The organism is Shewanella sp. 8A (genome assembly GCF_023475945.1).
Lineage (GTDB): Bacteria > Pseudomonadota > Gammaproteobacteria > Enterobacterales > Shewanellaceae > Shewanella > Shewanella xiamenensis.
The window spans coordinates 1-11,757 of record NZ_JAMDJP010000005.1; the positions used below are offsets into that span (position 1 = coordinate 1).

At 46.0% G+C, this 11,757-nt stretch carries 12 protein-coding genes; 11 read left to right on the top strand and 1 reads right to left on the bottom strand.

The annotated features are described in order from the left end of the window. Positions 1–120: 120 nt before the first annotated feature. The gene (locus M0413_RS04970; RefSeq protein WP_249553354.1) at positions 121–669 is read right to left on the bottom strand and encodes a PIN domain-containing protein; all 549 of its coding nucleotides are present in this window, start codon (positions 667–669) and stop codon (positions 121–123) included. Between the two features lie 583 nt (positions 670–1,252). Here M0413_RS04970 and mazG point away from each other — a divergent pair. The 11 genes from mazG (at position 1,253) to rpoS (ending at position 11,701) form a co-directional block, all read left to right on the top strand. Further along, positions 1,253–2,191, top strand: a complete 939-nt coding sequence (gene mazG / locus M0413_RS04975) for a nucleoside triphosphate pyrophosphohydrolase (RefSeq protein ID WP_249553357.1) — start codon at positions 1,253–1,255, stop codon at positions 2,189–2,191. 116 nt (positions 2,192–2,307) lie between these two features. Further along, on the top strand, positions 2,308–3,948 hold the full coding sequence (gene pyrG, locus M0413_RS04980) for a CTP synthase (protein ID WP_055648578.1): 1,641 nt from the start codon (positions 2,308–2,310) through the stop codon (positions 3,946–3,948). A 213-nt stretch (positions 3,949–4,161) separates the two neighbouring features. Continuing rightward, a complete protein-coding gene (gene eno / locus M0413_RS04985; protein WP_011621904.1) occupies positions 4,162–5,457 on the top strand; it encodes a phosphopyruvate hydratase in 1,296 nt (431 codons plus the stop codon). Positions 5,458–5,557: 100 nt separating this feature from the next. After that, entirely contained in the window at positions 5,558–5,857 is a 300-nt protein-coding gene (gene ftsB, locus M0413_RS04990) for a cell division protein FtsB (RefSeq protein ID WP_086023979.1), read from the top strand. Positions 5,858–5,867: 10 nt separating this feature from the next. Beyond that, complete coding sequence (ispD, locus tag M0413_RS04995) at positions 5,868–6,617, top strand: 2-C-methyl-D-erythritol 4-phosphate cytidylyltransferase (protein ID WP_069453322.1); 750 nt, start codon at positions 5,868–5,870, stop codon at positions 6,615–6,617. A gap of 51 nt (positions 6,618–6,668) precedes the next feature. Then, positions 6,669–7,148, top strand: coding sequence for a 2-C-methyl-D-erythritol 2,4-cyclodiphosphate synthase (ispF, locus tag M0413_RS05000; RefSeq protein WP_037421163.1), 480 nt, complete (start codon positions 6,669–6,671; stop codon positions 7,146–7,148). A gap of 29 nt (positions 7,149–7,177) precedes the next feature. Continuing rightward, complete coding sequence (gene truD, locus M0413_RS05005; RefSeq protein ID WP_249553359.1) at positions 7,178–8,305, top strand: tRNA pseudouridine(13) synthase TruD; 1,128 nt, start codon at positions 7,178–7,180, stop codon at positions 8,303–8,305. Further along, positions 8,302–9,051: a 5'/3'-nucleotidase SurE gene (gene surE / locus M0413_RS05010; protein WP_037426213.1), complete on the top strand. Its 750-nt coding sequence runs from the start codon at positions 8,302–8,304 to the stop codon at positions 9,049–9,051. The genes truD and surE overlap by 4 nt, the downstream gene beginning before the upstream one ends. Further along, positions 9,048–9,683, top strand: coding sequence for a protein-L-isoaspartate(D-aspartate) O-methyltransferase (locus M0413_RS05015; protein WP_037421172.1), 636 nt, complete (start codon positions 9,048–9,050; stop codon positions 9,681–9,683). The genes surE and M0413_RS05015 overlap by 4 nt, the downstream gene beginning before the upstream one ends. A gap of 59 nt (positions 9,684–9,742) precedes the next feature. After that, complete coding sequence (locus tag M0413_RS05020; protein ID WP_249553361.1) at positions 9,743–10,639, top strand: peptidoglycan DD-metalloendopeptidase family protein; 897 nt, start codon at positions 9,743–9,745, stop codon at positions 10,637–10,639. Between the two features lie 81 nt (positions 10,640–10,720). After that, positions 10,721–11,701: an RNA polymerase sigma factor RpoS gene (gene rpoS / locus M0413_RS05025; protein WP_037421178.1), complete on the top strand. Its 981-nt coding sequence runs from the start codon at positions 10,721–10,723 to the stop codon at positions 11,699–11,701. The last annotated feature ends 56 nt before the right edge of the window (positions 11,702–11,757 follow it).

Genomic DNA, 11,757 nt, shown 5'->3' on the forward strand with positions numbered 1-11,757 from the left:
CACTATCCGAACCAGAAAACAGGTTAGGCGTTCTAAATGAACCGCCCTGTGCGGAGCCGCATGCAGGGTGGTGTGGGGGCTGGAGGCTAAATACCTCCGGCTACCCGATTAAAAAATGTTTTACACGAGATACTCTACGCTCGTGCCGTTACTTACAGAAATTACCTTAGAATTTACTAAATAATTCACCTGATTTTGAATGGCAATTTCATTGCCTTTTAAACCAAGATGGGAAGCAATATGATTTTTCAGGCTAACAACTTTCTGGGGCCTTTTTTCTTTCGGCTTTGAAGTTAGGCTTGAAACCAGCTTATTTCCAGACTGAGACGGCGATTCAACTTTAATTTGTTTGCATGCTCGCCCATTTGCTTTTACGTGGGATATTAAAGGTGAATAACCATTGTCATTGCTTATAACTTCAAAGGCAATTTGCTTTTCCGCAATAGAGTCATACTTGCCCAAGTAATAGGACAAATGGAAGTCAAGGTTATTTGCCTGCACAGCCTTCATTTGAATGATGACCAAATTCAGTAGCTTGTCGTATTTCTTTTCACCAAAGTCTAACTTTGGTTGCTTTGCGCCGAGAAATATGATGATTTTTTCATATGCGGCCAAATCTATTTTGTCCAGATTACTCACGTTCTCGTAATCTATAAAAGCCCACTTCATGTGGTGACTCCATTTCTTTTTAACATTTTATTCGTGCGCATGCGCGTTTATCATGTTAGACCAGTGAAAACGCGCACAGTTAACTATCTGTATACAAAGAACTTATCAGCTTTTTGCCTAATATACTATCTGGAAAAACGCGCATGCGCGTTTTCCAAACCTATTAACTAAAATTCAGTTACTATATTCACCTGATTTTATAGAGTTTTATTTATTGCGGATGGAATTAGTGCGCACTGATTTTGTCTAAAAATCATACCAAAACACCTAAATTTAAATACGACTGTATACTCATACATTGTTAGTCGATTTATGGTAGGGCAAAACATAGGTAACTAGATGAGAGTTTGTATGGCTACAGGTGTAGGAACTTTCGGTTGATCTAACGAGCCGAAACAAGGAATGGGGCATATCCTCTTCGTTAAAGCCTAATATCAGACTCAAAATAGCACTTTTAGCTTGGCTACTTTATCATTAGCGCTTTATTGCCCTTATTACGGCCTTAGTTGCGACTCAGCTTGAGTGTATTCCTGTTTACGCATCCTGCACCTGTGTCGACTCTCTTTCTTGAAAGGATATCTGCATGACTTCCCATACCACGCCTTCTACTACAGAGCTTTCAGCAGCAGAGCTATCAACCAAAGAACCCTCTTCAAAAGTGCCATCACCAAACAAGCTTCCCGCAGCAGCAGTTTCAGCAACCGATGTTGCGCCGCTACTGAAGATTATGGAGAAGCTGCGCGATCCACAAACGGGTTGTCCTTGGGATAAGGCGCAGACATTTCAAACCATAGTGCCTTTTACCCTCGAAGAGGCCTATGAGGTGGCCGATACGATTGAACGTTTAGCCTTAGACGAATTGCCCGATGAGCTGGGGGATTTATTATTCCAAGTGGTGTTTTATTGCCAGCTTGGCAAAGAGCTGGGCAGGTTTGATTTCAGCACAGTCGTCAATAAAATCACTGATAAGCTGACCCGCCGTCATCCCCATGTATTTGGTGAAGCCGCGTTTGAGGCCGATGCCAGTAGTCAGCAGATGAAGGCCAATTGGGAAGCAATCAAAGCCAGCGAGCGTGAACAAAAGGCATTGGCGGCTGGGGTGACTTCTCGAAGCGAGGTTTCTGTGCTTGATGATATTCCGCGCGCACAGCCAGCGTTATCCCGTTCTATCAAAATTCAACAGCGGGTCGCGCGCGTTGGGTTCGATTGGCCTGAGCTTGAGCCAGTTGTGGCAAAAATCCATGAGGAAATTGATGAAGTGCTGGCGGAGGTGAACCAGCCAACGCTCGACCAAGCCAAAGTGCAGGCCGAAATGGGTGACTTATTTTTTGCGGTGGTGAATTTGGCGCGCCATTTAAAGGTGGACCCAGAACAAGCGCTGCGCCAAGCCAATGTTAAATTTGAACGCCGTTTTAAAGGTGTAGAGGCATTTGCAAGACAAAATAATAAAGCATTAGAAGAACATAGCTTAGAAGAGTTAGATGCCTACTGGGATAAGGTTAAACAGGGTGAGCCAAGATAAAGGGCAAATTATCCGGATTGGTGTTTGTCGAATGGCAACACCTTTGGTATACTACTGCCCCGTCCTAGTGCTTTCTTACAAGCACGTATTTTCAAACTCATTTTCTCAGGTTCAGCATGACTACAAGGTATATCTTCGTTACTGGTGGTGTGGTTTCATCACTAGGTAAAGGCATTGCAGCCGCTTCATTAGCCGCAATTTTAGAGGCCCGTGGTCTCAATGTAACCATCATGAAACTGGACCCATACATTAACGTTGATCCAGGTACCATGAGCCCAACGCAACATGGTGAAGTGTTTGTGACTGAGGACGGCGCAGAAACAGACCTCGACCTAGGCCACTATGAGCGTTTCATCCGCACTAAGATGAATCGTCGCAACAACTTCACTACAGGCCGTATTTACGAAGAAGTATTACGTAAAGAACGTCGCGGTGACTATTTAGGCGCGACAATTCAGGTGATCCCGCACATCACTAACGCGATCAAAGAAAAAGTATTAGCTGGTGGCGAAGGTCACGATGTAGCTATCGTTGAAATCGGCGGTACTGTGGGTGATATCGAATCACTGCCATTCCTTGAGTCTATTCGCCAATTAGGCGTTGAACTGGGCCGCGATCGTACCCTGTTTATGCATTTAACCTTAGTGCCATTCTTAGGCGCTGCGGGCGAAGTGAAAACGAAACCGACTCAACACTCTGTAAAAGAGTTGCGTTCTATCGGTATTGCACCAGACGTATTGATCTGCCGTGGCGACCGTGCGATTCCTGCTAACGAGCGTGCGAAGATTTCATTATTCTGTAACGTTGAAGAACGTGCGGTTATTTCATTAAAAGACGTCGACAGCATCTACAAGATCCCAGCGCTGCTGCGCTCACAGGGTTTAGATGACTTAGTGGTTAAGCGTTTTGGCTTAGAATGCCGCGAAGCTGACTTGTCTGAGTGGGAAAACGTCATTTACCAAGAAGCCAATCCAAACGGCGAAGTCGTGATTGGTATGGTGGGTAAATACATCGAACTGCCAGACGCCTATAAATCAGTCAACGAAGCGTTAAAACACGCAGGCCTGAAAAACCGCGTATCTGTGACTATCAAGTATATCGACTCACAAACCGTTGAAGCCAAAGGCGATGAAGTCTTACAAGGTTTAGACGGTATCTTAGTCCCAGGGGGCTTCGGTGAGCGCGGTGTGGAAGGTAAGATTCTGGCGGCTAAATTTGCCCGTGAAAACAACCTGCCATACTTCGGTATCTGTTTAGGTATGCAAGTGGCACTGATTGAATTTGCCCGTAACGTTGCAGGCATGGCCGATGCTCACTCAACCGAATTCAATAAAGCAACGCCATTCCCAGTGGTTGGCTTAATCACTGAATGGGTTGACGAAGAAGGTAATGTTGAACAGCGCCATGAAGCCTCTGACTTAGGTGGCACTATGCGTTTAGGTGCGCAGTTATGTCATCTGCTGGAAGGCTCAAAAGCGGCGCAAGCGTACAAAGGTAACACTTGTGTTGAGCGTCACCGTCATCGTTACGAAGTGAACAACAAGTACAGAGAACGTTTAGAACAAGCGGGTCTGGTATTTAGTGGTTTATCTTCTGACCGTAAACTGGTTGAGATGATTGAGCTCAAAGATCATCCTTGGTTTGTAGCGGGTCAATTCCACCCAGAATTTACTTCGACCCCACGCGATGGTCATCCATTGTTCGAAGGTTTCGTTGCTGCCGCGAGTGCACATCAAAAACGTGATCTGAAGAAATAAATTTTAAGGCCGGACCCGCGACAGTGGGCCCGGCCTTTTGTTACACTCAGGCCGCGTAAACATGAGTCAAAACTCATACCCATGTGTATAAACGACATGCGTATAGACGGAAATAGTAAACGGAATTTAAAGATTTTGGTCGTACTCTACATCTGTTAATTCCCATTGGTATTGGTTTTTTCTTTTCTCTTTTAAACTTAAATCGAGGGTAATATGGCTAAGATTATTAACGTGATTGGTCGCGAGATTATGGATTCTCGTGGTAACCCAACAGTTGAAGCCGAAGTGCATTTAGAAGGTGGTTTTATCGGTATGGCGGCTGCGCCATCTGGTGCTTCTACCGGTAGCCGCGAAGCGCTGGAACTGCGTGATGGCGACAAGAGCCGTTATTTAGGTAAAGGTGTATTAACTGCTGTGGCTAACGTAAACGGTCCTATCCGTGCTGCGTTAATCGGTAAAGATGCGACTGCCCAAGCCGAACTTGATCAAATCATGATCGACTTAGACGGTACTGAAAACAAAGACAAGTTAGGCGCTAACGCGATTCTCGCTGTGTCTTTAGCGGCGGCTAAAGCGGCTGCGGCATTTAAAGGCATGCCTTTATACGCCCACATTGCGGAATTAAACGGCACACCTGGCCAATACGCTATGCCAGTACCGATGATGAACATCCTCAACGGTGGCGAGCACGCTGATAACAACGTTGATATCCAAGAGTTCATGGTGCAACCTGTTGGCGCGAAAAACTTCCGCGAAGCTTTACGTATGGGCGCTGAGATTTTCCACACTCTGAAAAAAGTACTGCACGGTAAAGGCCTGAGCACTTCTGTAGGTGACGAAGGTGGTTTCGCACCTAACCTGTCTTCTAACGCCGATGCATTAGCGGTAATCAAAGAAGCCGTTGAGTTAGCGGGTTACAAGCTGGGTACTGACGTGACTCTGGCATTAGACTGCGCGGCTTCTGAGTTCTACAAAGACGGTAAATATGACCTGTCAGGCGAAGGCAAAGTATTCGATTCAAACGGTTTCTCTGACTTCCTGAAATCACTGACTGAACAATATCCAATTGTCTCTATCGAAGACGGTCTGGACGAGTCAGATTGGGATGGTTGGGCATACCAAACTAAGATCATGGGCGACAAGATCCAATTAGTGGGCGACGATTTATTCGTAACCAACACTAAGATTTTAACCCGTGGTATCGAGAATGGCATTGCTAACTCAATCCTGATCAAGTTCAACCAAATCGGTTCATTAACTGAAACCTTAGCGGCTATCCGTATGGCAAAAGCGGCGGGTTACACTGCGGTTATTTCACACCGTAGCGGTGAAACTGAAGACGCTACTATCGCTGATTTAGCGGTAGGTACTGCGGCTGGCCAAATCAAGACTGGTTCACTGTGCCGTTCTGACCGTGTGGCTAAATACAACCAATTGCTACGTATCGAAGAGCAATTAGGTGAAAAAGCACCTTATCGCGGTTTGAAGGAAATCAAAGGTCAGGCGTAATTTAGCCGACCGATGTAAAAAGGCCACCACTTGGTGGCCTTTTTTGTTGTACTATCTGCAGTATCTTTTTTTAATCCAAGACATTGACGCTAATTCCTCCATGAAATTTTTTGTCATTGCACTCATAGTGCTACTCGGTTTACTGCAATATCGGCTGTGGTCGGGCGATAACAGTCTGCCCGAATACTTTGTTCTGCAAAAACAGATTGCGGCTCAGCAAGATGGTAATGCAAAACTCAATGAGCGTAACCAAGTGCTTAAAGAAGAAATTATCGATCTTAAGAGTGGTACCGAAGCGATTGAAGAGCGGGCGCGTAACGAGCTTGGCATGGTGAAAGAGGGCGAAACCTTCTATCGCGTGGTGGGCGGTGACCGTGCAGTATCGAGTCCCTCGCAGTAACGGAGCACAAATGGATATCGTCTTAGAAGCCGTGCCACAGACTGAAACAGAAGTCGCTATTCAGCTGGATCCTTTTTCACCTAATGTGGTTGCAATTGTGCCAGCCGCGGGGATTGGCAGTCGTATGGGTGCGGGCAAACCCAAGCAATATTTAACTTTGTTGGGGCAAAGCATTCTGGCTCATACCTTAGACAAGTTATTGTCCCATCCGCAAATTAACCAAGTGATTGTCGCGCTGCATCCTGAGGATACCGAGTTTGCCGCGTTGCCCCAGGCCAAGCATCCCAAGCTGGTGACTGTTATTGGCGGCTCTGAGCGCGCCGACTCAGTGCTGGCGGCACTCGATAAGGCGCCCGACAATGGTTGGGCTTTAGTACACGATGCGGCTAGACCCTGCTTAACGGCGGGAGACATAGATAAATTGCTGGCTTCGCGGGTGCACTTTCCCCAAGGTGCCATTTTGGCGATGCCAGTCCGCGATACCATGAAGCGCGCCAATAGCTTAGGTGAAATCAGCTCGACCGTTTGCCGCGATAATCTCTGGCATGCCTTGACGCCGCAGTTATTTCCAACCTCCTTGTTGCGATTACATTTAAAAGCCGCGCTTGCCGCAGGGGCCGTTGTGACCGATGAGGCCTCAGCGATGGAGTGGGCGGGGATTTCCCCTGGATTAGTCGCTGGGCGGGCGGATAACATTAAAGTGACCCATCCCTATGATTTGGAGTTAGCAGAACTTTTTTTACTGCGTGCTAAGGCTTGAAGGCAAGCTGAGTGAATTGCGCAATTTATTAAATACGTTAGGAAATAAGTCATGAAAATCCGTATCGGCCATGGTTTTGATGTTCATAAATTTGGTGAACCGCGCCCGTTAATTTTATGCGGGGTCGAAGTACCCTACGAAACGGGGCTGGTAGCTCATTCCGATGGTGATGTGGTGCTGCATGCCATCTCTGATGCCATTTTAGGGGCGATGGCCCTTGGGGATATAGGTAAACATTTCCCTGATACCGATGCCGCCTATAAGGGCGCCGATAGTCGCGTTTTGCTGCGCCATTGTTATGCCTTAGCGCGGGCGAAGGGATTTGAGCTGGGTAATCTGGATGTCACTATTATTGCCCAGGCGCCTAAGATGGCGCCGCATATCGAGGATATGCGCCACGTGCTGGCAGCCGATCTTAATGCTGATATTGCAGATATCAACGTCAAGGCTACTACCACAGAAAAACTCGGATTTACTGGCCGTAAAGAAGGCATCGCGGTCGAAGCCGTCGTATTACTCAGCCGCCAATAGCCTGCAACTTTAAGAGATAAGAAAGACCCATGAGCGAACTACATTACCTGTACGGCAAACCGACGGGCACCGCAGATTTAAGAACCGTTAACAGTGACTTTATCGTCAAAGAGATTTTGCCTTTTAGCCCGTCGGGCGAGGGCGAGCATCATTTAGTCCACATTCGTAAGGATGGATTGAACACGGTACAAGTGGCTGAAATGCTGGCGAAGTTCGCTAAGGTTCATCCCAAAGAAGTGACCTATGCAGGACAAAAAGATAAAAATGCCATCACAGAACAGTGGTTTGGCATTCGTATCCCAGGTAAAGAAACCCCTGCGTGGAGCGAGCTAAACAGCGAACGTTTAACCATATTATCCAGTAGTCGCCACAGCAAAAAATTACGTATTGGCGCGCTCTTGGGCAACCGTTTTATCCTTACCCTGCGCAATATCACAAACGTGGAAGACATTATCAGCCGCATCGAGAAAGTCAGCCAAATCGGTGTGCCCAATTATTTTGGTGAGCAGCGTTTCGGTCACGATGGTAAAAACCTGGTGATGGGACGGCAAATGCTAGCGGGCAAAAAGGTGAAAGACCGTAATAAGCGCAGCATGTATCTGTCTGCGGTGCGCTCCAATCTATTCAATACCGTTGTCTCCTATCGTTTAGCGAATTATGGCACTAAACCCTTAGCGGGGGATTGTGTGATGCTAGCGGGCAGTAAAAGCTTTTTCGTTACGCCTGAATGGGATTTAGTGGTATTAAAACGTTTGATTGAGAAAGATATTCAACTTTCTGCGCCACTCTGGGGCCGCGGAAAAATGCTGCCGCAGGGCGAAGCCGCTGAGGTTGAAACCCAAGCCATGGCTGAGCTGGGCGACGATTGCTACGGCCTTGAGCACGCAGGTCTTGAGCAGGAGCGCCGCCCATTGCTACTGGAACCTCAAGGACTTAAATACGAGCAAACCGCGGATGGATTGGTACTCGAGTTTATTTTACCTGCGGGTAGCTTTGCGACATCGCTGTTAAGAGAGCTGGTTGATTATCAAGATGTCAAAGAGCTGCAATGGCAAGCAACAGTTACGCCGGATGCGAATGCTCCTGAGGCAAATACTGCAACTGAAAGCGATGTTGCAGAGGTCAATCTAATCGACAATGGCGAGTCCACTTTATGATCCGCATCCTTGTCAGCAATGATGATGGGGTGAATGCGCCGGGAATAAAAGCCTTAACGGAGGCGCTTGCCGAAATCGCCACTGTGATGACGGTCGCACCTGATCGTAATTGTTCCGGTGCAAGTAACTCTTTAACCTTGACTAATCCATTAAGAATTAATAGGTTAGATAATGGTTATATTTCGGTGTACGGTACACCAACAGATTGCGTCCACTTAGCCATACGGGAGCTCTGTGATGGTGAGCCTGATATGGTGGTATCGGGCATCAATGCTGGCGCGAATATGGGGGATGATACTTTATATTCGGGCACGGTCGCGGCGGCAATGGAAGGGCGTTTTTTAGGCTTCCCCGCAGTAGCGATTTCGCTTAATGGTAAAGCCTTTAAGCATTATCACACTGCCGCCGTTTACGCGCGGCGAATCGTGCAGGGGCTATTAGCGCACCCGATTGCCAGTGATCAGATCCTCAATATCAATGTGCCGGATTTACCGTTGGATGAGATTAAAGGCATAAGAGTGACGCGCCTTGGAGCGCGGCATAAAGCTGAAGGCATTGTGCGTACGCAAGATCCCGCAGGACGAGAAATTTTTTGGCTCGGCCCACCGGGTGTTGAACAAGATGCGAGTGAAGGTACCGATTTCCATGCCATTGCTCATGGTTATGTGTCGATCACTCCGTTAACCGTAGACTTGACCGCGTATAAACAATTATCGATATTGCAAAATTGGGTAGATAAAATATGACTCGAGTTGCCTTAACATCGGCGGTGAATTTAGCGAAAAAGCTTCAGGATGCGGGGATCCGCAATCCAGCCGTGCTTAAGGCAATATCCTATACACCACGCGAATTGTTTCTTGATAATGCGTTAGCCCATAAAGCCTATGAGAATACAGCCTTACCTATTGGTCAAGGGCAAACCATTTCTCAGCCTTATATCGTCGCGCGAATGACTGAGTTACTGCTGCAGCATCAGCCACATAAGGTGCTTGAAGTTGGAACGGGCTCAGGTTATCAAGCGGCGATTCTCGCCCAATTAGTACCAGAGCTTTGCACTGTGGAACGTATAAAGACGTTACAGATCCAAGCAAGGCAAAGATTAAAGCGGCTCGATCTGCATAATGTTTCCTTTAAGTATGGCGATGGCTGGCAGGGCTGGCAGAATCGTAGTCCCTATAATGGCATTATGGTCACCGCAGCTGCCGCAAAGGTTCCTGAAGCGTTATTATCCCAGTTAGCCGAAGGCGGTGTATTAATTATCCCTGTGGGTGAAGAAACGCAGCAATTGATGCGGATTACGCGTCACTTGGATAGTTTTAGTTCTGAAGTGATAGAGACAGTCAAATTTGTTCCTTTAGTAAATGGTGAGCTTGCATAGCGCGTTTATCGATTTATAAATTACTAAAACAGTAAGATAGCCCCAAAAAGGAGTTTTTATTGTTGAATGCGGGTTTACTTTTAAACCTCAGTTTACTGTTGTTGCTTGCGGGCTGTAGCTTTCAGGCGAGTCGCCCCGCACCTGTCGAAAGTCTTTCCCACAATTATTCAAAGCACAACAAAGGCAATATTAAATCTAATTCATATAAAGTTAAGAAAGGCGACACTCTTTACTCTATTTCTTGGGCAGCAGGCAAAGATTACGCTGAAATTGCTAAAATTAATCAATTAGATAAATCGTATACCATCTATCCTGGTCAGGTTTTGTATTTAACATATGACCATAATCAAAATAGTAAACCTTCTACGACTTTAGGTGGAATTAATTCGGTAAGTAAAGGTGGTTATCAGCATAATAAAAATAAAAAACAATCAGTTAATGATGATTTTTCTCAGAATTCTGTATCTAGTGAAACACAGAAAAAAACACTTGATCAGAAAGCAAAGCCTGCGTATTCTGCAACAAGTTCCCAACAAAATATTAACCCTTCAATAATTGCTCCGACATCGACACTACCCGATAGTGTAAGCCAGTGGCAATGGCCTGTAAGAGGTAAATTGATAGGAACATACTCTGCCAATGAGCAGGGAAATAAAGGTATTAAGATCGCAGGAAAACGTGGAGATATCATCAAAGCTGCAGCAGATGGGCGGGTGGTATACGCAGGTAGTGCGCTTAGGGGTTATGGTAATTTAGTTATTATCAAACATAGTGACGATTACCTTAGTGCTTATGCTCATGCGGATCAGATCTTAGTCGATGAAAAGCAACATGTCCTCGCTGGACAGACGATTGCTAAAATGGGTAGTACAGGTACTAATCAAGTAATGTTACGTTTTGAAATTCGTTACCATGGTCAGTCTGTTAACCCACTCAACTACTTACCTAAGCAATGATTGTTTAGGGCCTTGTTTTGGCATGGAGGATAATAAATTGCAGTAATACAAGCAGTTAAATTAGGTTTGGGAGATTCGATCATGAGCCGCATAAATAGCACTGCCGTAGAAGAACTAGTAGATTTTTCCGTTGATGCCGCAGAGTTTGATCTCGATAAAGAGGATATCGCCGCTGATTTAGTTCAAGAATTAGGACTCGAACAACAGGTTCAAGATGACCTGCAAAAAAATCTTGATGCCACACAACTCTATTTAGGTGAAATAGGGTTTTCCCCACTGCTTAGTGCAGAAGAAGAAGTTTACTTTTCCCGTAAAGCCTTAAAAGGCTGCGAAAAATCCCGTAACCGCATGATCGAAAGCAACCTGCGACTCGTGGTTAAAATTGCCCGTCGTTACAATAATCGTGGTCTTGCGCTGCTGGATTTAATCGAAGAGGGTAATCTTGGTTTGATACGTGCTGTCGAGAAATTCGACCCAGAAAGAGGTTTCCGTTTCTCAACCTATGCGACTTGGTGGATCAGACAAACCATCGAACGTGCAATCATGAACCAAACTCGCACAATTCGCTTGCCTATCCATGTAGTAAAAGAGCTTAACGTATATTTACGTACGGCTCGGGAATTAGCGCAAAAACTTGACCATGAACCTACGGCAGAGGAAATTGCCGAAAAATTGCAAGTATCCAGTGTTGACGTCAGCCGTATGCTGAAGCTCAACGAGAAGATCACTTCTGTCGATATTCCCTTAGGTGGCGATAACGACAAAGCGTTACTCGATGTGCTTGCTGATGACGATAACGTAGGTCCAGACTTTAAAGTACAAGACGAAGACATCTCTAACTCAGTAGTGAAGTGGTTAAATGAACTTAATACCAAGCAAAGAGAAGTGTTAGCGCGACGCTTTGGGTTATTGGGTTACGAGCCATCAACTCTTGAAGATGTTGGCGCTGAAATTGGTCTCACTCGTGAACGTGTGCGCCAAATCCAAGTGGAAGCCTTAAAACGCATGCGCGATTTGCTGGGGGCGCAAGGGCTATCTGTAGAGGCTTTATTTAGAAACTAATGCTTAAGGTTGTTTAATCAACCCATAAAAAAACGCCCACTTTGTGGGCGTTTTTA

Coding starts and splice junctions, on each gene's coding strand:
- mazG (WP_249553357.1), top strand. CDS start 1,253: ATGACTTCCCATACCACGCCTTCTACTACAGAGCTTTCAGCAGCAGAG.
- ftsB (WP_086023979.1), top strand. CDS start 5,558: ATGAAATTTTTTGTCATTGCACTCATAGTGCTACTCGGTTTACTGCAA.
- M0413_RS04970 (WP_249553354.1), bottom strand. CDS start 669: ATGAAGTGGGCTTTTATAGATTACGAGAACGTGAGTAATCTGGACAAA.
- pyrG (WP_055648578.1), top strand. CDS start 2,308: ATGACTACAAGGTATATCTTCGTTACTGGTGGTGTGGTTTCATCACTA.
- truD (WP_249553359.1), top strand. CDS start 7,178: ATGAGCGAACTACATTACCTGTACGGCAAACCGACGGGCACCGCAGAT.
- surE (WP_037426213.1), top strand. CDS start 8,302: ATGATCCGCATCCTTGTCAGCAATGATGATGGGGTGAATGCGCCGGGA.
- ispF (WP_037421163.1), top strand. CDS start 6,669: ATGAAAATCCGTATCGGCCATGGTTTTGATGTTCATAAATTTGGTGAA.
- rpoS (WP_037421178.1), top strand. CDS start 10,721: ATGAGCCGCATAAATAGCACTGCCGTAGAAGAACTAGTAGATTTTTCC.
- ispD (WP_069453322.1), top strand. CDS start 5,868: ATGGATATCGTCTTAGAAGCCGTGCCACAGACTGAAACAGAAGTCGCT.
- M0413_RS05015 (WP_037421172.1), top strand. CDS start 9,048: ATGACTCGAGTTGCCTTAACATCGGCGGTGAATTTAGCGAAAAAGCTT.
- eno (WP_011621904.1), top strand. CDS start 4,162: ATGGCTAAGATTATTAACGTGATTGGTCGCGAGATTATGGATTCTCGT.